This is a genomic window from Roseococcus sp. (genome assembly GCF_965227005.1).
GTDB lineage: Bacteria > Pseudomonadota > Alphaproteobacteria > Acetobacterales > Acetobacteraceae > Roseococcus.
Genome location: NZ_CBDDFJ010000040.1, coordinates 1 through 21959, shown reverse-complemented (window position 1 = coordinate 21959; position 21959 = coordinate 1). Strand labels below are relative to the sequence as shown.

General features: G+C 70.4%; 18 protein-coding genes. 8 read left to right on the top strand and 10 right to left on the bottom strand.

All coding sequences use genetic code 11. The features are described 5' to 3' along the window. Positions 1-90 precede the first annotated feature (90 nt). The 3 genes from ACO057_RS22840 to ACO057_RS22830 are packed head-to-tail and all read right to left on the bottom strand — an operon-like array spanning position 91 to position 5451. The gene (locus ACO057_RS22840) at positions 91-1671 is read right to left on the bottom strand and encodes an ABC transporter substrate-binding protein (protein ID WP_421995858.1); all 1581 of its coding nucleotides are present in this window, start codon (positions 1669-1671) and stop codon (positions 91-93) included. Beyond that, positions 1668-3908 carry a N,N-dimethylformamidase beta subunit family domain-containing protein gene (locus ACO057_RS22835; RefSeq protein ID WP_421995856.1) on the bottom strand — a complete coding sequence of 747 codons (2241 nt, stop codon included), beginning with the start codon at positions 3906-3908 and terminating at the stop codon, positions 1668-1670. The genes ACO057_RS22840 and ACO057_RS22835 overlap by 4 nt, the downstream gene beginning before the upstream one ends. Position 3909: 1 nt before the next feature. Then, positions 3910-5451: an ABC transporter substrate-binding protein gene (locus ACO057_RS22830; RefSeq protein WP_421995854.1), complete on the bottom strand. Its 1542-nt coding sequence runs from the start codon at positions 5449-5451 to the stop codon at positions 3910-3912. A 194-nt stretch (positions 5452-5645) separates the two neighbouring features. Here ACO057_RS22830 and ACO057_RS22825 point away from each other — a divergent pair, with 194 nt between their 5' ends. Then, positions 5646-6581, top strand: coding sequence for a LysR substrate-binding domain-containing protein (locus ACO057_RS22825; protein WP_421995852.1), 936 nt, complete (start codon positions 5646-5648; stop codon positions 6579-6581). A gap of 116 nt (positions 6582-6697) precedes the next feature. Next, on the top strand, positions 6698-7591 hold the full coding sequence (locus ACO057_RS22820; protein WP_421995850.1) for a LysR family transcriptional regulator: 894 nt from the start codon (positions 6698-6700) through the stop codon (positions 7589-7591). A gap of 17 nt (positions 7592-7608) precedes the next feature. Here the strand turns inward: ACO057_RS22820 and ACO057_RS22815 are convergent, their stop codons facing one another. Beyond that, positions 7609-8604 (bottom strand): Bug family tripartite tricarboxylate transporter substrate binding protein, encoded by a 996-nt coding sequence (locus tag ACO057_RS22815; RefSeq protein ID WP_421995848.1) that lies wholly within the window; start codon positions 8602-8604, stop codon positions 7609-7611. Between the two features lie 2 nt (positions 8605-8606). Continuing rightward, positions 8607-9446, bottom strand: a complete 840-nt coding sequence (locus tag ACO057_RS22810; protein ID WP_421995846.1) for an IclR family transcriptional regulator — start codon at positions 9444-9446, stop codon at positions 8607-8609. 96 nt (positions 9447-9542) lie between these two features. Between ACO057_RS22810 and ACO057_RS22805 the strand changes: the two genes are divergently transcribed. The 5 genes from ACO057_RS22805 to ACO057_RS22785 all read left to right on the top strand — a co-directional run bounded on the left by ACO057_RS22805 (position 9543) and on the right by ACO057_RS22785 (position 16381). Continuing rightward, a complete protein-coding gene (locus tag ACO057_RS22805) occupies positions 9543-9824 on the top strand; it encodes a (2Fe-2S)-binding protein (protein WP_421995844.1) in 282 nt (93 codons plus the stop codon). Then, a complete protein-coding gene (locus ACO057_RS22800) occupies positions 9821-11188 on the top strand; it encodes an NAD(P)/FAD-dependent oxidoreductase (RefSeq protein WP_421995842.1) in 1368 nt (455 codons plus the stop codon). The genes ACO057_RS22805 and ACO057_RS22800 overlap by 4 nt, the downstream gene beginning before the upstream one ends. Next, a complete protein-coding gene (locus ACO057_RS22795; protein WP_421995840.1) occupies positions 11185-12315 on the top strand; it encodes an NAD(P)/FAD-dependent oxidoreductase in 1131 nt (376 codons plus the stop codon). The genes ACO057_RS22800 and ACO057_RS22795 overlap by 4 nt, the downstream gene beginning before the upstream one ends. An 89-nt stretch (positions 12316-12404) precedes the next feature. Further along, positions 12405-14438, top strand: coding sequence for a hydantoinase/oxoprolinase family protein (locus tag ACO057_RS22790; RefSeq protein ID WP_421995838.1), 2034 nt, complete (start codon positions 12405-12407; stop codon positions 14436-14438). Next, positions 14438-16381, top strand: a complete 1944-nt coding sequence (locus tag ACO057_RS22785; protein WP_421995836.1) for a hydantoinase B/oxoprolinase family protein — start codon at positions 14438-14440, stop codon at positions 16379-16381. Before ACO057_RS22790 ends, ACO057_RS22785 begins: the two co-directional genes overlap by 1 nt. A gap of 62 nt (positions 16382-16443) precedes the next feature. On the opposite strand, the gene ACO057_RS22780 is transcribed toward ACO057_RS22785, so the two are convergent. From ACO057_RS22780 to ACO057_RS22760, 5 genes are all read right to left on the bottom strand, one after another. Next, a complete protein-coding gene (locus ACO057_RS22780) occupies positions 16444-17847 on the bottom strand; it encodes an LLM class flavin-dependent oxidoreductase (protein ID WP_421995834.1) in 1404 nt (467 codons plus the stop codon). Positions 17848-17977: 130 nt separating this feature from the next. Further along, entirely contained in the window at positions 17978-18835 is an 858-nt protein-coding gene (locus ACO057_RS22775) for an HpcH/HpaI aldolase/citrate lyase family protein (RefSeq protein ID WP_421995832.1), read from the bottom strand. Beyond that, positions 18835-19293 carry a MaoC family dehydratase gene (locus ACO057_RS22770; RefSeq protein ID WP_421995830.1) on the bottom strand — a complete coding sequence of 153 codons (459 nt, stop codon included), beginning with the start codon at positions 19291-19293 and terminating at the stop codon, positions 18835-18837. Before ACO057_RS22770 ends, ACO057_RS22775 begins: the two co-directional genes overlap by 1 nt. Before the next feature lie 12 nt (positions 19294-19305). Beyond that, a complete protein-coding gene (locus tag ACO057_RS22765) occupies positions 19306-20112 on the bottom strand; it encodes an IclR family transcriptional regulator (protein ID WP_421995828.1) in 807 nt (268 codons plus the stop codon). Further along, positions 20112-21089 (bottom strand): Bug family tripartite tricarboxylate transporter substrate binding protein, encoded by a 978-nt coding sequence (locus ACO057_RS22760; protein ID WP_421995826.1) that lies wholly within the window; start codon positions 21087-21089, stop codon positions 20112-20114. Before ACO057_RS22760 ends, ACO057_RS22765 begins: the two co-directional genes overlap by 1 nt. Before the next feature lie 134 nt (positions 21090-21223). Here ACO057_RS22760 and ACO057_RS22755 point away from each other — a divergent pair. Continuing rightward, positions 21224-21959 (top strand): acyl-CoA dehydrogenase family protein (locus ACO057_RS22755; RefSeq protein WP_421995824.1); only part of this gene is annotated, 736 nt, incomplete at its 3' end.

The window sequence follows — 21959 nt, the reverse complement described above, 5'->3', positions numbered from 1 at the left end:
CGCTCCACCGCGCTTTCCAGCACCGTGACGGGGGAGAGGGTGCCGGCGGCGAAGCGCTGGACCATCTCCAGCGCCGAAAGGGAATGGGTTTCAACCACGGCGGATACTCCAGAAAGTGGCAAAGCCGTCCAGCATGCCGGTCAGGTTGGATTTATAGGCGGTCGGCTGCTGGTACTGGCCCAGGGGGTAATAGGGCGCGTCCTGCACGGCCTGGCGTTGCAGGTCGCGGCAGATGGACTGCTGCGCGGCCTCGTCCGGCGCGTCGAACCACGCCTGCCGCAGCGTCTCGATGCGCGGGCTGTCCGGCCAGCCGAACCAGCCGCCGGCGCCCTGGGCGCGCAGGATGAAGTGGCCGCCGGGATTCAGCAGGTCGCTGCCGACCACGGCGGTGAAGAAGACGCTCCAGCCGCCCCTGTCCACGCTCTCGCGGTTCGACCGCCGCGGGGTCATGCTGGCCCAGTCGATGCTCTGCACCTCGACGTTCAGGCCGCATTTCCGCATCTGGTCGGCGCAGATCAGCGCCATGGTGTTGATGCTGGGGAAGTCGGCCGGCGCCAGCACCACCACGCGCTCGCTTTTGTAGCCGGCGGCGAGGATCTCCCGCTTCACCTTCTCGTAGTCGCGCGGGCCTTTCAGCACCTCCAGCCCGGCATCGCTGGCCATGGGCGTGTTCGGGCAGAACACACCGACGCCGTCCTGATAAAGCGAGGGCTCGTTGCCGACGATGCCCTGCATGACCGAGGCCTGGTCCAGCCCGCCCCAGAAGGCGCGGCGGATGGCCGGATTGTTGAAGGGGGGCTGCGTGTGGTTGGCGCGCATGACGCCGATCCACCCGGTCCGGTCCGTCACCGCGACGCGGATGCCGCGGCGGGCGCGTAGGGCGGGCAGCAGGTCGAGCGATGCGTTCTCCCACCAATCCTGCTCGCCGGTCATCAGCGCGGCCGAGGCGGTGGAGGCGTCGGGCAGGGTGGTCCATTCGACGCGGTCGAAATGCGTCACCTTGGGGCCGGCGGTCCAGTCGGGCGTGCCGGTCTCTCGGGGCGCGTAACGGTCGAAGCGTTCGTAGACGTTGAGGGCGCCCTGCAGGCGCTCTCCGGCCAGATAGCGATAGGGGCCGCTGCCGACCATCTCGGTGATCGGCCTGTTGGGGTCCGAACTGGCGATCCGCTCCGGCATCATCGCGCACATCGGCGCCGCCGTCTTGCCCATGGCGTAGGCCAATAGCGGGAAGGGCTTCTTCAACCGGAAGCGGATGGTGCGGTCATCGGGCGCGGAGAGCTCGTCCGTCGCTTCCATGACGGCGGCGCCCAGCGCGTCCTTCAGCATCCAGCGGCGGATCGAGGCCACGCAATCGCGTGCCAGCACCTTCTCGCCATCATGCCAGAGCAGGCCGTCGCGCAGCGTGATGTCCCACTGGCGGCCATCGGCGCCGACGACATGGCCGGAGGCCATCTGCGGCTGGGGGGCGAAGTTGCCGTCCAGGCCATACAGCGTGTCGAAGACCATGTAGCCGTGGTTCCGCGTCACGTAGAAGGACGCGAAGGTTGGATCGAGAATGGCGAGGTCGACCTGCGGCACGAAGCGCAGCACGCGGGCGGGCGCGGCCCGCACGGGCGGCGCGGCCAGCGTGGCGGCACCGCCCGCGGCCAGGAATTCACGGCGGCGGATCATGCGAGCGTTTCCTTTTCCGGCAGCGCGGATGCTGCCTCCGGCCAGGGGAAGGGCGTGGGGTCGGCGAAGCGGCGGACGACGTTCTCCATCAGCCGCGCCAGCAGGTTCTGGTAGTTGTCGATGGGCAGGGCGCCGATGAAGGACATCGAGCCGACGGAGAAGACCGCGCCGCCCCCCGCGCTTTCGAAGAAGGTGATGTCGGAGCGGACGACATCCTCGCGCGCGCCAGGCCATTCCTGGGTCAGGCGGTCCTCATTCGCGGGTTCGAAGCTCGGGTGCTGCGGCAGGCCCACGGCCAGTACCAGCGCGTGGGAAGGGGTGCCGAGGCCGCGGTCCGTGCGGTCGATCTCGTGGCCGGCGGCCCCGCCGCCCATCAGCCCCCGCTCGCCGAAGCTGGCGCCGGGCGCGGCCTCCTCCAGCCCCTGCCGCATGAAGGCGAGGCGCGGGTCCCGGATGGTTGCGGTGAAGCGGTAAGGCTCCGCGCGGTAGTCGCCCTGGGAGGTGAAGCCGACGCCGACCAGCGCCTGGGGCGGCTTGCCCAGCCGCCGCCACAGCCCGCCATAGCTGCCGTCGAAGGCGTGGTAGCCCTCGCCGGGCTCGGCGGCCCAGGTGCGGATGCCGCCTTCCGCGCGGCGAAGTTCCACCGCCCAGGTCTCGCCTTGGAACGGGACGATCTTCCAGTAGAAGCCGTTGCCGCCGAGATAGAGGAAGCGGCCGCCGCCCTCGATGAAGGCGGCGATGGCGGCGCGCGTTTCCTCCGTGTGGTATTCCGGGTGCTGGCCGGTCAGCACGGCGTTGTAGCGGCCCAGCAGCCCGACCCCCTCGGCATGCACGTCGTGGTCGGTGATGACCTCGCAGGGGATGCCGCGCCGGTCGAGCCAGTCCAGCAGATAGGTGTCGGCGGCCAGCCAATAGGTGCCGGAGCCTTCCGGGCTTTCGTCCAGCCGGTGGATCTGGTTCACCCGCTTGTCCAGCATGGGCCGGCGCATCGAGGTGATGGTGACGCCGCTGCCATCTGCATGGGTGTTGTAGGCGGAGAGACCGTATTCCGGGTGCCGGTCGGCGGTTTCCGTCAGCGCACCCCAGGCGCGGGCACGGGGAGCGACCGCCGCCGTCACCGCCTGGCGCGGATACTGGCCATAGACCTGGTAGGTCAGTGTCGGCAGCAGCAGCGCGACAGGCGCCTGCGCCCCGGCCTCGGCGGCGCGCACCACGAAGGGGATGTTGTCGCGCCCTTCCGAGGTCTCCAGGTGCAGGGCGTAGAGGCCGCTCGGCCATTCCGGCGGGATGGCGAGGGAGAGCGAGGGCGACCAGCCCAGATCCCCCACGTCATCCGCGTGGAAGTGGATGGCGGCGTATTCCTCCGGCGCATCGGTCCAGCGATGGTGCCGGCCGGACCAGGCGGCGCCGGTCACGGCCCGGGTCGGCAGGTTCTCCAACTGGCCATGGAAGCCATGCGGGCCGAGATCGGCGATGCGATCGGTGCCGATGCCTTCCGCGAAATCCCACAGGGCGCGCAGGGCGGGCGGATCGCCGCGCCCGCCCTGCGCGTCCAGCAAAGCTTCGGCCGGCAAGGCGCCGTCATAAAGGGCGGGCCGCTCCAGCCTGCCGTTGAAATGCGCCGTGCGCTCCAGCGTCGCCGCCAGCATCATCCGCCCCGCGCCGAGCCGGGGGAGGGCGCCTTTCGCTTCCGCCTGCGCGAACTGCGGCGCGGGCCTGTAGGGCAAGGCGCGCGGCCGGCAGGCGAGGCGGAGGCCCCCGGCGGCGGCATCCAGGACCAGTGCGGCATCGGCCCAGCCTTCGTCCAGGCAGAGGCCGGTCTCCGCTTGCAGCAGGCCGGTGTCGGAGGCCAGCTCCGCCCGCAGGCGCCGCTGCTCGATCCACAGCCGCAGGCTGGCATTCTCACCCTGCCAGTGGAGCAGGGTTTGCGGGCCGGGGGCGGATAGCAGGGTTGGCCGCAACGTCAGCGCCAGCGAGACGCTGCCGCCGAGATCGAGGCGCGGCACCAGGGCGCGGGAGCCGGGAAGCACCGGCTGCTCGACGCCCGCATGGGGGCCGTCGATATCGCAGGGCGTGGCGACATCGCGGTAGCCGGGTCCCTTCGGGTTGGGGTCCCCGCAGAAAATCCTGGCCAGCCGGGCGTGGTAAGGAACGCCACCCCGGCTGCTGATCATGAAACGGATGATCTCGCCGGGCCTGACGCTCCAGCGGTCCACATAGCCGGTAATCGGAAGCATCTCAGGGCTTCTCGATGTTCCAATAGGTGATCACGGGCGAATCGAGCACGCCGCGCAGGTTGCCGCGATAGGCGATGGGGGCGTCGAACTCGCCGAGCGGGATGTAGGGGCGCACCGCCTCCAGCCGCGTCTGCAACCGCTGCGTCACCGCCAGGCGCGCCGGCTCGTCCGGTGCGTCCACGAAGGCCTGGCGCAGGGCTTCCGTCTCGTCGTCGCAAGGCCAGCCCATCCAGTTGCTGCCGTCGCAGACCATGTTGGTGCCGACATTGGTCATCGGGTTGCTGGCGGTGATGCCGGAAGAGTAGGTAATCTGCAGGTTCCAGCCGCCGGAGGCGGGCGGCCCCTTCTGGTTCTGCCGGCTCGCCATCGTGCCCCAGTCGGTCCAGACGACGTCCAGGTTCACCCCGGCGCGGCGCAGCCCGTCGATCATCACCTCGCTCATCTGCCCGATGGGGGCGAGCTCCTTGGTGGCCACCACCGTCAGCGGCTCGCCGCGATAGCCCGCTTCGGCAAGCAGGGCCCTGGCACGTTCGATATTGGGTGGCGGAAGGGCTGCCTGGACCTGGCCGTAGGGCCCGCCGCAGATGTAGTAGGCGCCGCACCGATGCCAGCGGTTGGGATCGCCCACCACGGCGGACATGTAGTCGCTCTGGTCCGCCAGCAGAGCGAGGGCCTGCCGGGCGCGCGGATCGTTGAAGGGCGGCAGTAGCGCGTTCGGCCGCATGATGCCCTGGTTGTTCAGCTGGTTGATCTTGCGGACGGTGATGGCCCGGTTGCGCTCCAGCGCCGGCAGCAGGTCCAGCAGCGGCGCTTCCACCAGATCGACCTCGCCGGCCTGCAAGGCGGAGACAGCGGTGCTGGCATCGGGCATCACATGCCATTCCACGCGGTCCACCTTCACCACGCGGCCGCCCGCGAGGCCGTCCGGCGGCTCGGCGCGCGGCTGATAATCCGCGTTGCGCAGGAAGACGGCGCGGGAGCCGGAGACGCGCGACGCGTGATCGAAGCGGAAAGGCCCGCTGCCGATGGCGGTGCTGACGGGCCTGGACGGGTCGCCCGCCAGGTCCGCCGCGCGCATGATGGCGGGGATCTGGCCGACCGCGGAACCCAGCGCCCAGGGCAGGAACGCCGCCGGCCTCGTCAGCCGGATATGGAAGACGGTGGCATCCACCGGATCGATGCCGGCGACATAGGTGGCCAGCTTCTGCCCCAGCACGTCCCGCGTCATCCATCGCCTCAGCGAGGCGGCGACGTCGACAGGGGTGACGGGGGAGCCGTCGTGGAAGCGCAGCCCTGGCCGCAGGGCGAAGGTCCAGCTCAGCTGGTCGGGCGCCACGCTCCACCGCTCCACCATCTGGGGCTGCGGCTGGAGCTTGGAGTCCCAGGAGAACAGCGTCTCGTAGACCATGAGGCTGTACAGGCGGGTGATGATCACCGCCGAATACATGGGGTCCAGCACCGCCAGATCGGCGCTGGGCACGACCCGGAGGATGCGCTCCCGCGCCTGGGCGACTCCCTCCGTAAGCGGTGCCGTGGTCAGCATGGCTGCCGTCAGACACAGCGAAGCCTCACGCCGTCGCATATTAACCACCATCCCGCATCCGCTCCTTGGCCGGTTCTGCGCGGGTCTCCGCGCTTCAACCTGTTCCTGACGGATTGCAGACCCTTGCCGGCGACGGCACAAACGATATTAACTGAGGCGGTTCGCAGTTTTCATCGCACGGGAGGCCGCGTCGGATGCGCCGCAAGCTTCCTTCGATCATGGCTCTTCAGGCCTTCGAGGCCTCCGCACGCCTGCAAAGCTTTACCGAGGCGGGGCGCGAATGCTTCCTGACCTCCGGGGCGATCAGCCGGCAGGTGCGCATCCTGGAAATGGAACTCGGCATCGTCCTGTTCCAGCGCCAACCCGGCAGGCTGGTGCTCAGCCGTGCGGGAGCGACCTATCTGGAAGAGATCAGGGAAGCACTGATCGGGATCGAGCAGGCCGGCCTGCGCATCGCGCGCCAGGATGGGGAGGAGGGGCGGCTTCTGAGCGTTGCCACGCCTCCCGGCTTCGGGGCGCGCTGGCTGATGCCGCGCTATCCGGATTTCGCCACGCAGCATCCGGACATCCCGATCAGATTCTACACGCGGACGGAGCCGGTCGATTTCGACAAGCACGGTTGCGACGCCGCCATCTACTGCGGCGCAACGCCGACTGCGGGAGCGCAATCCGACTGGCTGACATCCGAGGAGCAGGTTGCCGTCTGTTCCCCCTCGATGCGTCCTCTGGAAGGAATGGCCGTTGGCGAGGCGCTGAAGCGGTACAAGCTGTTTCCCCACATGGACCGTCCGGCGGCCTGGGATGAATGGCTCGAGGAACTGGGCTTGGACGAGGCCGGTTTGCAGCGAGGGCCGGTCTTCGAGCAGATGCACATGATGATCGGTGCCGCCATGTCCGGTCTCGGCATGGCACTGGTGCCGCGCTACATGGTGAACCACGAACTTGCCGCGGGGCTTCTGATCGAACCTTTCGCCCAGCCTGTGTCGAACCGCTGCGACTACTGGCTGATCTATCCGGCCTCGACCGGCCGGATGCCATCCTTGCAGATATTCCGGACATGGTTGCTGAGCCAGGCCAGGACCGGCACGGCCGGAGCGCTTCCGCACGAGGCCGTGCTGCCGCGCCCCTAGCATGGCGCGCCCTGAATAGCCGGCGCTCTCCCCTGGGCATCCGGCGGCTTACCGACTAGGACGGCATCGACCGGCTGGACCGATGGCCCGTTCGGATCTCGCGGCGGAGCCACTCCATGAATGCACGCGACATCGAGGTCTTCTGCGAGATCATGCGCAGCAACTCCCTGAGCCTCGCGGCCAAGGTGCTGAACGTCTCGCAGCCCGCTCTCTCGCAAGCCCTCCGGCATTGCGAGGATCGCATCGGCTATGCGTTGTTCCGCCGCCATGCGGGACGCCTGACACCCACGGCGGAGGCGACGGCGCTTTGGCCGGAAGCCGAGCGCCTGTTCCATGAACTGCGCAGCTTTCGCAGCCTGACGCGCGACCTCGGCGGCCGGCAGGGCGGCCTGCTGCGGCTTGGCACCACCTCGTCGCTCGGCGTGTCGCTGGTGCCGAAGGCCGTGGCGCAGCTCCGGCGGGAATGGCGCCTGGCGCGCATCTCGGTGAACCTGATGCCGGTGCGGGAACTGGGCGAGGCATTGCTGGCGCGCCGGCTGGATGTCGGCCTGGCGCTGACCTCCGTGGAGGTGCCGGGGCTGGAATATATGCAGCTTGGCCGCGTGCCCTGCATCGTGCTGCTGCCGGAGGACCATCCCCTGGCCGCGCAGCCCACGCTGGGCCCGGCGCAGCTCGCCGGCCTGCCCGAGATCGGCTTCGGCGGCTGGCAGGATTTCGGCCGCAGCCTGGACCTCGCCTTCGCCGGCGAAGGCATCGAGCGCCGCATCGCGGTGGAGATCGGCAGCACCGTCGGCGCCGTCGCCATGGTGCGCGAGGGCATCGGCTTCGCGATCGTCGATGGCTTCGCCCGCGGCGTGCTGCCGCCGGGCGTCGTGGCGCGGCCTTTCCTACCCCGGGTCGAGCGCGAGGTGGTGCTGCTGCGCAGTCGCATGCTCGGCAATCCGGAGATGGTGGACCGGCTTTCCGAGATCATGCGGGCGCTCTGCCAGGCGGAGGCGCCGCCCGGCTGAAGTTCCGGCGAAGGCGCTCAATCCAGCCGCGCGCCGCTGGCCCGCACGATCGGCAGCCAGTAGCGGATCTCCTCCTGCAGGAATTCGGCGAAGCGCGCCGGCGTGTAGCCGGGCATCGGCGGCAGGCCGAGGTCGCGGTCGAGCCGCAGGGCCACCGTGGGGTCCGTCAGCGCGGTCTCCACCGCCGCCGCCAGGCGATCGACGATTGGCGTCGGCGTATTGGCGGGCGCGAACAGGCCGAACCAGGAATAGGCGCGGTAACCCGGCAGCCCGGCCTCCGCGCTGGTCGGCACGTCGGGCAGCACGGAGGAACGTTCCGGTGTGGCCATCACCAGCGCCCGGATCGTTCCGGCATCATGGTGCGGCTTGATCAGGCCGGGAACATCCGCGGTGAAATGCACCACGCCGGCCAGCAGGTCGTTGAACACCGGGCCGCTGCCGCGATAGGGAATGTGCAGCGCATGCGTGCCGGTCAGCTGCAGGAAGGCGACGGTGGAGATGTGGCCCGAGGCGCCGTTGCCGGCGCTGCCATATTGGTAGCGGCCCGGATTGGCCTTCAGCAGCGTGATGAATTCCTGCAGCGTGGACACGCCCAGGCTGGACTGCACGGCGATGCCGATCGGCGCCATCACGACGGGGGCAACCGGCACGAAGTCCTTCACCGCATCATAGGGCAGCCGGCTGTAGAGCCCCTGCGCCAGCACCAGGTTGGAGACCGAGGCCATGACGAAGGTGTAGCCATCCGGTGCCGACTTGGCGACGAAGTCGGCGCCGGTCGTCCCGCCGGCGCCGGGGCGGTTCTCCACCACCACGGGCTGGCCAAGCACCTCGCTCAGCTTCTGCGCCACGACGCGCGCGCTGCCATCGGTCGCGCCGCCGGCGGCGAAAGGTACCACGATGCGCACGGGGCGGGTCGGCCAGGCTGGCTGCGCGGCCACCGTCTGGGACAGGGCGGGCACGGCGAGCGCGGCCGCGAGAACGCGGCGACGCGACGGCGAGTTGAAACGTTGCATGGTCAGGTCTTTCCTTTTCGGGGAGGCCGGTTCGGGCGGGGCGGCGGGCTCATGCCCGCTTCGATGGATTGGACTTCCTGCGTCAGCAGGGTGAGCCACGCCTGGCGATGGGCGGGCTCCAGCCGGGCGGTGATGAAGTTGATCGCGATCGCCGCCGTCACGTCGCGCCCGGCGGGGCGGATCGGCATGGCGATCACCGAAAGCCCCTGGATCAGCGAGCCATTGGCCAGCATGTAGCCCTGCTCCCGAATGCCGGCGAGGCTGGCGCGGACGGCCTTCGCGGTGGTGCCGTATTCGCGGTAGCGCGGGGCATTGGCCGCCAGGATGGCCTCGACCTCCGCTTCCGGCTGGCAGGCGAGGATGGCCAGGCTGCCGGAGCCGATGCCCAGCGGCAGCAGGCCGCCGGTGCCCTGGGTCAGGCTGTCGATGACGTAGCTGCCTTCCTGCCGGTCCACGACGACGGCGTTCAGGCCGCTGCGGACGATGAGGAATGTGGTTTCCCGCGTTTCGGCGGCGATGCGCAGCAATGCGGGCCGGCAGAGCCGCCGCAGCCCGCTGCCATCCGCCGCGCGCCCCGCCAGCGCGATCAGCCGGGTCCCGAGCCGGTGGCGGCGCGTCGCGTCCTCGCGCTCGACCCAGCCATGCTGTTCCAGTGCGGCCAGCAGCCGGTGCACGGTGGACGCCGAGAGGCCAAGGCCGGCGGCAAGCCGGGAAAGCTGTTCGCCGCCATCGCCAGCCTCTCCCAGCCGGCCCAGCAGTCGCACGACGCGGTCCAGCACCTGGATGCCGGAGGCGGCGGCCGTTTCGGGCGGCGTGTCGGAATGATCCATTGCGGAGTCCATGGGGCGAGATTTATCACTATAATTCCACAGGATGGAAGTTAGACATTTTTCTTTCCAATCTATAGAAATTATCTCATTGCGATGACGCGGCAGGAGATGGCTTTGCAGTTGGTGCGACTGGTCGATCAGGACCGTCCCGAGATCCGCTTCACCTTCGAGGGCCGCGGAATGACCGCCTACCAGGGCGACACGCTGCTCACCGCCATCCTGGCCGGGGGCGAAACCTTCCTGCGGGACAGCGAATTCGGCGATGGACCCCGCGCCGGCTTCTGCCTGATGGGCGCCTGCCATGATTGCCGCGTTCTGCTGGACGGCAGCGGCCGGGTCCGCGCCTGCACCACGCTGCTGCAACCCGGCATGCGGCTGCGCCGCGCATGAAGGTCGCGGTGGTCGGAGCAGGGCCGGCGGGCGTGCGCGCCGTGGCGCAGCTGGTGTCCGCGGGGTTGCGCCCCGTCTGGATCGACGAGGCGCGGGATGGCGGCGGACGTATCTACCAGCGCCCGCCCGCCGGCTTCACCCGCACGCCGAAGGCGCTCTACGGGCTGGAGGGCGGGCGTGCCGCCGCGCTGCATGCGACGCTGGATGCCCTGAAACCGCAGGTCGATTGGCGGCCGGAGACGCTGGTCTGGAACATCCAGGCCGGCCGGCTCGACACCATCCGGGATGGCGAGGTCGGGGAAGTTCTCTTCGACGCCGCCATCCTGTGCACCGGCGCGATGGACCGGGTGATCCCTTTCCCGGGCTGGACCCTGCCGGGTGTCACCGCCATGGGCGCGGCGCAGATCGCGCTGAAGGCGCAGGGCTGCGCCATCGGCCGCCGGGTCGCCTTCGTCGGCAGCGGCCCGCTGCTGTGGCTCGTGGCCTACCAGTACATGAAGGCCGGTGCCGGCGTCGCCGCCGTGATCGACACGACGCCGTGGCACGGCAAGCTGCACGCGCTGGGCGGGCTGCGCGACGGCGCGGCGACGCTCGCGAAGGGGGCCTGGTACGTCGCCCGTCTGCGTGCCGCCGGCATCTTCGTCCGCGAGGGCGCGACGCCGCTCGCCATCGAGGGGGAGGGCGGCGTCACGGGCCTGCGCTGGCGCGACGCGGCCGGCGCGGAGCATCGCCTGGCCTGCGATGCCGTCGCGATCGGATGGGGGGTGCGGCCCGAGAGCCAGCTCGCCGATCTCGCCGGGGTGCCGATGCGCTTCGACGTCCCGTCGCATCTGTGGGTGCCGGAGCGCGATGCCGCCGGGCGCACCGCGGTGCCGGGCATCTACCTCGCCGGCGACGGCGCGGGTATCGGCGGCGCCGATGTCGCCGAACTGGCCGGAGCGCGCGGGGCGCTCGCCCTGCTGGAGGATGCGGGCCAGCCCGCCGACGCGGCCCTGGCCCGCTTGATCGACCGACGCCTGCGCGCGCAGGCGCGTTTCCGGGCGGCGCTGGACCGCGCCTTCCCGTTTCCCGCGCGTCTCGCCGCCGCGATGCCCGACGAGACCATCCTGTGCCGCTGCGAGGCGGTGCGGGCCGGGGAGCTGCGCCAGGCCGCGCGCGCCGATGTGGCGACCGGCGCCGCGCCCGAGGTGAACCGCGCCAAGGCCTTCACCCGCATCGGCATGGGCCGTTGCCAGGGCCGCATCTGCGGTGCGGCGGCGGCGGAGGTGTTGGCGGATGCGCTGGGCTGCAGCGTGGCGCAGGTCGGCCGGCTGCGCGGCCAGGCGCCTGTAAAACCGCTGCCCATGCCGGCGTCGGCGCCATGAGCCGCCCCGTGCAGGAGACCGAGGTCCTCGTCATCGGCGGCGGCGGCGCGGGCTGTTCCACGGCGCTGCATCTCGCGCTGCGCGGGGCGCGGGTGGTGCTGCTGGAGCGCGGGCTGGTCGGCTCGCAGGCCTCCGGCGCGAATTACGGCGGCGTGCGCCAGCAGGGCCGCCACCCGGCGGAACTGCCGATCGCCAGGCGCTCGCACGCCATCTGGCAGGACCTGCCGCGATTGCTGGGCACGGATTGCGAGTTCGTCGCCACCGGCCATCTGAAGCTCGCCCGCAGTGCGGCGGAGGAAGCGGATCTCGTGGCCTATCTGGACGTGGCGCGCGACCACCAGCTTCCGGTGCGCTTCCTCGACCGGGTGGCGCTGCGCCGGGACTATCCCTGGCTCGGCCCGGCCATCGTCGCGGCATCCTTCGCGCCGGAGGATGGCTCGGCCAATCCGCGCCTGCTCTCCCCGGCGCTCGCCCAGGCGGCCCGCGCGGCGGGGGCCACGATCCGCGAGCAGATCCGCGTCACCGCCTGCCGGCATGAGCAAGGCCGCTTCGTGGTGGAGGCCGGCGACGAGGTCTTCCGCGCCGACGCGCTGGTCAACACGGCGGGCTTCTGGGGCGGCCAGGTGGCGGAATGGTTCGGCGAGCCCGTGCCGGTGCGGCCGCACACGCCCAACATGGGCGTCACCGAGCCGATCCCATACTTCATCCGCCCCAATATCGGCGTGGCGGGCGGCGGCATCTACCTGCGCCAGATCCCGCGCGGCAATGTCATCTTCGGCGGCGGCCGGGGCGCCGGCGACCCCACGGTACCGTTTTCCCGCGCCACGCCGGAAGCGACGCTGGCGGCGATGCGCAAGGCGGTGGAGATCGTGCCCGCGCTGGCCGGCGTCTCCGTCATTCGCAGCTGGAGCGGCATTGACGGCATGATGCCGGACGGCATCCCGGTGGTCGGCCCCAGCAGCACCACGCCCGGCCTGGTCCACGCCTTCGGCTTTTCCGGCCATGGCTTCCAGCTTGGCCCGGCCATCGGCGCCATCCTCAGCGAGCTGGTGCTGGATGGCCGCAGCGACGTGCCGCTGGAGGGGCTTTCCATCCGGCGCTTCCTGACCGGGATGACGTCCCCATAAGCCAGCCTTATGCGCGACGCCGAATTCATCGGCTGGCTCGACCGGGGCACATGGTCGATCCTCCGCGCAATGTGACGGAAAGACAGTAGATGGCTTGGCGCATTGGCGTGGATATCGGTGGCACCTTCGCGGATTTCGTCGCGCTGGAGACCACTACGGGACGGCTCGAGACCCTGAAGGTGCTGACCACGCCGGCGGAACCCGGCCAGGACGTGGCCATCGGCCTGCGCCGGCTGGCGACGGAGGGGCTGGTGCCGGCCGAGATCGAGCGCTTCGTGCATGGCACCACCGTCGGCGTGAACACCATCATCCAGCGTCGCGGCGCGAAGCTGGCGCTGTTCACCACCGCCGGCTTCACGGACATGCTGGAACTGGCCCGGCTGCGCATGCCGGACCCCTATAGCCTGTTCTGCGAACGCCCGGCGCCCTTGGTGCCGCGCGAATCCGTCTTCGGCATCACTGAGCGCATGGATGCCGAGGGCCGCACGCTGACGCCGCCCGACCGCGCGTCCGTCGCCGCCGCGCTGGATGATGCGCTGGCGCAAGGCTGCGAGGGCGTCGTGGTGTCCTTCCTGCATGCCTGGCGCAATGCCGCGCATGAGGATGCGGTCGCGGCCCTGATCGGCGAGATCGCGCCACAGCTCTTTGTCTTCCGCGGCAGCGAGGTCTGGCCCGCGATCCGCGAGTATGAGCGCACCACCACCTCCGTGCTGAATGCCTATGTGCATCCGCGCATCGCCGGCTACCTGGAGCGCGTGCAGGGCCAGCTCACGGCGGCGGGCATCGCCGCGCCGCTGCTGCTCACCACCTCTGCCGGCGGCACCATGACGGCGCGGCGCGGGCGGCGGGATTGCGTCGGGATGCTGTTGTCGGGCACCGCTTCCGGCGTCGTCGGCGCTGGCGTCGTGGCGCGCGCGGCGGGCGAAAGACTGGTCCTGACGCTGGATATCGGCGGCACCAGCGCGGATGTCGCGCTGCTGGCCGATGGCGTGCCCTCCTTCGGCAGCGGCCAGGCGATCGGCGAGTTCCCGCTTGCGATTCCGACCGTGGCCGTCATCTCCTCCGGCCAGGGCGGCGGCTCCATGGCGCGGGTCGATGCGCAGGGCGTGCTGCAGGTCGGCCCGGAAAGCGCCGGTTCCACCCCCGGCCCCGCCTGCTTCGGGCGCGGCGGCACGCAGTTCACGGTGACGGATGCTGCGCTGCTGTGCGGCATCCTCGGCCAGGGGCAGCTCGGCTTCGGCGCCATCGCCCCCGATCGCGCACTGGCCGAAGCCGCGGCGCGGCCGATCGCCGATCGCCTTGGGCTCGATGTGCCGACGGTGGCGGAGGGCGTGCTGCGCGTCGCCATCAGCGGGATGCTGGTGGAGATCGACAAGCTGCTGGCACGTGCCGGCGCGCATGCCAGCGAGCTGACCCTGATGCCCTTCGGCGGCGCCGGTCCGATGCTGGGCGCGCTGCTGGCCGAAGCGGCGGGCATCCGCCGCGTGCTGGTGCCGGCCGTGCCGGGCACGCTCTGCGCGCTCGGCGCGCTGGCCGCCGATCTGCGCCGCGACACCATGCGAAGCCTGCTGCTGCCGCTGAGCGGGTCCGCGCTGCCCCTGCTGCGCAAGACCTTCGACGCACTGGCCACGGAGGCGAGGACGACGCTGGACGAGATGGGCGGCGAGGGCGCCTCCGACATCAGCCTCGGCGCCGACCTTCGTTACCAGGGCCAGTCCTTCGAGGTGCCGGTTCCGCTGCCCGCCACCTGGAGGGAGCACGGCACCGCCGCCGATCTCGCCGCGCTGTTCCACGCCGCGCACAAGGACGCCTTCGGCCATTGCGACCTGCAGGCGCCGGTGGAAGTGGTCAGCCTGCGCGCCGCCGCACTGCGCCGCGCGCCCCCCCTGCCGGTCCGCGACGACCCTGTGGTCGAGGCCGAGGCGATGCCGGAGACGATGATCTCGCTGCGGCTGGCGGGCGCCTGGCGGCCGGCGGGCCTGTATCGGCGCGAGGCGCTGAGCGCCGGCATGCGCCTCACCGGCCCGGCCGTCGTCACACAATCCGATTGCACCGTGCTGGTCCCCGCCGGCTGGCAGGTGTGCGCCGATGCCCAGGGCAACCTCGTGATGGAGACGATCTGATGCGTACCGACCCCATCACGCTGCAGGTGCTGCGCAACCATTGCCGGGCCGCGGCGGAGAGCATGGCCACGACGCTCTACCGCACCGCGCACTCCACCTTCGTCAAGGAGACGGAGGATTTTACCGTCCAGTTCCTGGATGCGCAGGGCAAGACCTGCGCGGTGCCGCTGGATCTCGGCGCGACGTGGTATCCCGGCGTGGATTACGAGGCGGCGATCGGCTTGGTGCCCGGCGGCTATGCGCCCGGCGACATCGCCATGACGAACGACCCGTATTCGGGTTACCTCGCCACGCATTCGCCCGACACCAACATGTGGAAGCCCGTGTTCCACGAGGGGCGCATCATCGCCTTCGCGGGCGGGCATATCCACAACGTGGATGTCGGCGGCGCCGTGCCGACGAGCCTGTCGCGCACGCTGACGGAGGTGCATCAGGAAGGCATCCGCGTGCCCCCCTCCAAGCTGTATCAGGAGGGCGTGCTGGACGAGAAGCTGCTGCGCGTCATCCTGGCCAATGTCCGCGTGCCCGAGCAGAACTGGGGCGACCTGAAGGCGCTGATCGCCTCGGTGAACACCGGTGAGCGCCGCATCCTCGACCTGGTGCGCCGCTTCGGGGTGGAGACGCTGGTCGACGGCATGGCCGACCTGCTGGACTACGGCGAAGCGCAGGCGCGCGCCGTGCTGGCTGGCCTGCCGGATGGCGAATACGCCTTCGCCGATTATTGCGACGAGGATGGCCCGGATGGAGACCCGCTGCGGCTGAAGCTGACGCTGCGGATTGCGGGCGATTCCGCCGTGCTGGATTTCACCGGCACCGATCCGCAGACGCTGTCCTCGATGAACGTGCCGACCGGCGGGCATGAGCGGCATTCGCTGGTGATGGTCGGCGTCTACTACGTGCTGTCGGCGCTCAGCCCGAAGATCATGCTCAATTTCGGCACGACGCGGCCCTTCACCTGCATCCTGCCGGAAGGCAGCGTGGTGAACCCCCAGCACCCCGCCGCCGTCGGCATGCGCAGCCTGACCTGCGCGCGGCTGCGCAGCCTGGTCTTCGGCGCCTTCGTGCAAGCCGCGCCGGAGCGGCTGCCGGCGGCGCCCGCCGGTTCCTCCTCCATCATCAACATCTCAGGCGAGAACCGGCGCACGGGGCGGCGTTCCATCGTGGCGGTGGCGCCCATCGTCGGCGGCGGCGGTGGCATGCCGCATCGCGACGGCACGGATGGCTCCGGCGCCGATGCCGCCTATCTGAAGAACAGCCCCATCGAGATCACCGAGTCCGAAGCGCCGGTGCGCGTGCTGCGCTATGGGCTGATGCCCGATAGCGGTGGCGCCGGGGCGCATCGCGGCGGCCTTGCCACCGTGCTGGAGTTCACCACGGATGCGCCGGACGCCGTGGTCACGGCGCGCAATCGCGACCGTTCCGTGTTCCAGCCCTGGGGCACGCTCGGCGGCAGGCCAGGCGCCGCCAGCACCTTCACGCTGAACCCCGGCACGCTGGCGGAGCATGACCTGCGCAACACGGACCTGTTCAACCTGCCGCCGGGCGCGGTGGTGCGCATCGTCTCACCGGGCGGTGGCGGACGCGGCGCCCCCTGCACCCGTGCGGCCGGAGCCGTGCTCGCCGACGTGCGGTCGGGGCGGCTGACGCCGGGGGCGGCGGAACGCGACTACGGCGTCGTCATCCGCGACGCCCAGGTGGACGAGCAGGCCACGGCCAGCCTCCGCTCGGCGCAGCCAGGCCGGGGCAGCCAGCGCTTCGACTTCGGTCCGGCACGGCTGGCGCATGAGCGGGTCTGGACGGAGCAGGCCTATGGCGCCCTGCACGAGATGCTGGCGAAGCTGCCGGTGAGCTGGCGGGCCCGCTCGAAGAAATCCGTCTTCGCCGCGCTGCGCGCCGATCCGGACGCGACGCCGGCGGAGGTTATCGCCCGCCTTCAGGACTGAAGCTCCGTCGGGCGTCGGCACGCGAAGCGGATGCTCCGGCTGAACCCTGAGGTGTCTGCGGCCTATCGCGCGGGCTGAAGCTCCCGCTCGCCCGGCGCCCCCTGGCGCCGAGTTTTCGCGGCGGGATGCGTCGCGGGCAGCCGCGCGCGCCCAGGTCCGTAGAGCTTCTCGCGCAGGGTGCCCGGCGCGTAGCTCTGCTTGAATCGGCCGCGGCGCTGCAGCTCGGGCACCACCAGCGTGCCGAAATCCTCGAAGCCTCCGGGCATCAGCGCGTAGCTGAGGTTGAGCCCGTCCACACCGGATTCCTCGACCCAGCGCTCGATCGCATCCGCCACCTGCCCGGGCGAGCCGACGAAGACCGGGCCACGCCCGCCGATCGCCACATGCTCCGCGATCTCGCGCAGGGTCCAGACGCGGTTCGGGTCGGCGCGGGTGAAGACCTCCAGCGCCGAGTGGATCCCGGCCTGCTGCTCCTGATGCCGCACCGGCTCGTCCAGCGAAAAGCGCGAGAAATCGATGCCCGTCCAGGCGGAATAGAGGACGAGCGCGCCCTCCACATCGACGTAGCGGCGGTAGTCGGCGAGCTTGGCCTGCGCCTCCTCTTCCGTGCGGCCGACGATGGTGGTGGCGAGCGAGAAGAAGAGCAGCTCGGCCGGGTCGCGGCCGTTCTCCGCGGCGCGCCGGCGCGTGTCGGCGATGGCCGGCGCGAGCGCCCCCGCCGTCGGGCCGCTGATGAAGATGCACTCGGCATGCTGCGCGGCGAAGGCGCGGCCACGGCCGGAAGCCCCCGCCTGGTAGAGCACCGGCGTGCGCTGCGGCGAGGGCTCGGCGAGGAAGACCGCATCGGTCGAGAATCGCTTCCCGCTTCGGTGCACGCGATGGACCTTGGCGGGATCGACGAAGATGCCGCGCGCCTTGTCGCGCAGCACGGCGTCTTCCTCCCAGCTGCCCTCCCAGAGCTCGTAGACCAGGTCGAGATATTCGTCGGCGACGTCGTAGCGCTCGTCATGCGCGATCAGCTCGGCGCCCACCGCCCGCGCGCCGCTTGCCGAGTGGCCGGTGACGATGTTCCAGCCGATGCGGCCCTTGGTGAAATGGTCCAGCGTCGTCATGCGCCGGGCGAAGGCATAGGGCGGTTCCTGGATGGCGTTGCTGGTGACGCCGAAGCCCAGATGCTCCGTCACCAGCGCCATGGCCGAGACCGAGAGCAGCGGGTCGTTCTTCGGCACGTGGATGCCGCCGCGCAGCGCGCCGTCCAGCGTCCCGCCATAGACGTCGTTGGTGCCGAGGCTGTCGGCGGTGAAGATGCCGTCGAAAAGCCCGCGCTCCAGGGTGCGGGCGAGGTCGGTCCAGAACTCCAGCCGGTTGTAGTCGGCCGAGCGGTCCTGCGGATGGCGCCAGAGGCCCGGCGTCTGATGGACCGGGCTTTGGAGCGCGAAGGCGTTGACGCGGATCTGCTTGGGCATGGGCGCCTCCTATCGGGTCGCAGGCTGAACGGGCCGGACCCCAGTTAGGCGAACGATCTCATCCCAGCGCAAGAGCCCGAGCGGATCAAGGCACCGAAGTCCACGCGGCCTCGACAGGCACAAGGCGGCATCAGCGATCGATCGCGGCCAGCAGCCGTTCGGCCAGCCGGAGATGCGGCCGATCCAGCATCTTGCCGTCCATCCGCAGCACGCCCGCATCGCCGCCCTGCGCGAAGGCGGCGACCACGCGGCGCGCCCAGTCGAGCTCCTCCGGCGCGGGGGTGAAGACGGCATTCACGATCTCCACATGCTTGGGGTGGATCACCGCCTTCGCGCCGAAACCGTCGCGCCGGGCTTCGCGCGCATCGGCCTCCAGCCCCGCCAGATCCTCGATGTCCACATGCACCGTGTCGATCGCCGTCACGCCCGCCGCCGCCGCCGCCGCGAGGCAGAGGTCGCGCGCCAGGCGGAAGGGCGAGAGCCATTGCCCGTTCAGGCGGTTGGCCACGGCGCCGATCGAGGCGGACAGGTCCTCCGCGCCCCACATCAGGCCCGACAGGCGTGGCCCGGCCTGCGCATAGGAGCCGAGGCCGAAGAGAGAGGCCGCCGTCTCCGTCGCGATGGCCATGACGCGCGTGCTGCCCGGTGCGATTCCGGACGCCGCCTCGAAGGCGTCGAGCCACATCGAGACCTGCCGCACCTGGCCGGCATCGGCGCATTTGGGCAGGGTGATGCCGTCGGGTCGTGCCGGCATCACCGCCGCGAGGTCGGCCAGGGTCATGCCCGTGTCCAGCGCGTTCACGCGCACATAGCGCTGCTGCCTACCGCGGGGGGCGGCCAGCATGCCGGCCGTGATGCGCCGCGCCTCGGGTTTCTGGGCGAGGCCGACACTGTCCTCCAGGTCGAGGATGAGGCCGTCCGCCGGGCCTTCGGAGGCCCGCGCGAATTTCCGCTCGCTGTCGCCCGGAACGAAGAGGATGGAGCGCATCAGGCCGCCGCCGGCCGCTTGTGCATCAGCCCGGTGCGCCGGCAGCTCGCCACCACCTCGCCGCGCTGGTTCAGGCATTCATGCTCGAACTCCACCAGCCCCGCGGTGGGGCGTGACTTGCTTTCGCGCGTGGCGACGATCCTGGTGCGCGCGCGCAGCGTGTCGCCGTGGAAGACCGGCTTGGGGAAGCGCACATCGGTCATGCCGAGATTGCCGATGGTGGTGCCGAGCGTGGTATCGGAGACCGACATGCCGATCATGATGCCGAGGGTATAGAGGCTGTTGAACAGCCGCTGTCCCCATTCGGTTTCGGCGGCGAAATGCGCGTCGATGTGCAGCGGCTGCGGATTCATCGTCATCAGGCTGAACATGGTGTTGTCCATTTCCGTGACGGTGCGCGTCAGGGCATGTTCGAAGACCTGCCCCTCATGGAATTCCTCGAAATACAGTCCGGCCATTGCCGCTTCTCCCTATGATTTTTCCCGCCGTGCGGGGCGGTGACCCAGCTGGCGGGATAGCTCGCGCCCGGCCTGCCGGACCTCGCGCGAAAGGCTTGCAAGCTTGGGCTGCGCGCGTGCGAGCGGCGCCGCCAACATGACGGCCGCGATGATCGCGCCATGTGCGTCGAAAACGGGCGCGGCGATGCCGGCCACGCCCTCGGTCGATTCTCCCAGCGAGAGCGCGTAACCCCGCTCGCGCGTCTCCGCCACGATGCGACGCAGGCTGCGACGGTCGGTGACGCTGGTGCTCGTGAGTGCCGGCAGCCGCGCCTTTCGGAGGAATTCCTCAGGCCAGGGGGGCGGCGAAAAGGCCAGCATCAGCCGGCCCGAGGCGGTGCAGTGGATCGGCCGGCGGTCGCCCACCGTGGCGGCGAAGCGCAGCGCCGTGCGGGCCTCTACCTTGTCGGTATAGACCATGGCGCTGCGGTCGGGCGTGAGCACGGCGATCATGGCGGATTCGCCGCTGGATTCCGCCAGGCGCTCCAGCGCCGCGCGCCCCGCGACGCCGAGCCCGCCTTCCTGCTGCCGCGCCAGGATGGCGCGTGCGAGGCTGGTGCTCTCCGGCCCCAGATGCCACAGCCCCCCGGCCTGGATCGCATAGCCCTCCAGCGCGAGCCCGCGCAGCAGGCCGAGCAGCGTCGTCTTGGGCACCTCCATCGCCGGGGCGAGCGCGGCCAGCGAGGCGCCCTGCGGCGCGGCCGCGAGGCGGTCCAGCACCTGCAGCACGCGCGCGACGGAGCGCGGGCCGCTGCCGCGGGGGAGAAGCCCGCCGTCCATTATTGCGGCTCGATGCCCGCGATCCGAACGCGCTCGCCCCAGGCGACGAGCTGGTCGCGCAGATACTGCGAAAATTGCTCGGGCGTCTGGGTGAAGGGCAGGAAGCCGAGTTGGCGCAGCCGCGCCACGGTGGCGGGTTGGCGCAGCGCGGTGTTCATCGCCTGGTTCATGCGCGCGATGATCGGTGCGGGCGTGCCGAGCGGGGCCGAGATGCCGAACCAGACGTTCATGTCGAAGCCCGGCACGACGGTGGCAGCCGGCGGCACCTCGGGCGCGAGCGGCGTCGGGTCCTTGGCGGATTGCGCGATGGCGCGCACCCGTCCGGCCTGGGTCTGGGCGAGGCCGTTCGCGAAGTCGGTGAAGGTGGCGTCGATGCGGCCGGCGGAGACGTCGGTCAGCGCCTCGGCGCCGCCGCGATAGGGCACGCCGGTCAGCCGCACGCCGGCGGTGCGGGCCAGCACCTCGGTCATGATCTGGCTGCTGGCATTGCCGTAGCTGTAGGTCAGCCCGTTCGGATTTTCCCGCGCGCGATCGAGGAAGCCCTTGAGGTCGCGGTCCGGAGCGCCGGGCGGCACGACGAGGAGATAGGGCGCCTCAGCCAAAGCGCCGATATGGGCGAAGTCCTTCACCGGATCGAAGGGCATCCGCCTCAGGATGTGCGGATTGACCGAGGCCGCGCTCACGCTGATGACGACCAGCGTGTTGCCGTCCGGCGCGGCCTGCGCCACCGCCTGCGTGCCGACGATTCCGTTGCCGCCCGCGCGGTTGTCGATGATGACGGGCTGCCCGAGCTCCTGCCCGAGCGGCTCGGCGACGACACGCGCCAGCACGTCGGTGAGACTGCCCGCGGGAAAGGCGACCACGAGGCGGATCGGCCTTTCCGGCCACTCCGCCCGTGCGCCGCGCGGCAAGAGCAGCAGCCCCGGCGTCGCGAGCATCGCGCGGCGCGGAATCGAAAGCGAAATTTCAGACGTCATCCCGTTTCTCCCGTTTTCTTGTCGTTCTTATATTCGAACAAATCCTAGAAAATCCGAATGACGCCGTCAATCTATTTGGTTGACACGTCCCGGCGTCCTTCCCATCCTTCCCGGAACATCACGGGGAAACATTCATGGACTTCGCGCTCACGCCCGAGCAGGCCGAGATCCGCGAGCAGATGCTGAAGATCTGCGCAGGATTCGGAGACGAGTACTGGCTGCGCAAGGACCGCGAAGGCACCTTCCCCGAGGAGTTCCACACCGCGATGGCGCAGGGCGGATGGCTCGGCATCGCCATGCCGCAGGAATATGGCGGCGGCGGCCTGGGCATCACCGAAGCCGCGATCATGATGCAGGCTATCGCGGAATCCGGCGCCTGCATGTCCGGCGCCTCGGCCATCCACATGAACATCTTCGGGCTCAATCCGGTGATCGTCTTCGGCACCGAGGAGCAGAAGCGCCGCGCGCTGCCGCCGCTCATCGCGGGCCAGGACAAGCCCTGTTTCGCGGTGACGGAGCCCGATGTCGGCCTCAACACGACCCAGCTCAAGACGCGCGCCGAGCGCCGCGGCGACCGCTACGTCGTGACCGGCCAGAAGATGTGGATTAGCACCGCGCAGGTGGCGACGAAGATGCTGCTGCTGGCGCGCACCACGCCTCTGGACCAGGTGAAGCGCAAGACCGAAGGGCTCTCGCTCTTCTACACGACGCTCGACCGCAGCCGCGTCGAGGTGCGGCTGATCGAGAAGATGGGCCGCCACGCCGTGGATTCGAACATGCTCTTCTTCGACGGGCTGGAAATCCCGGTCGAGGATCGCATCGGCGAGGAGGGTCAGGGCTTCCGCTACATCCTGCACGGGATGAATCCCG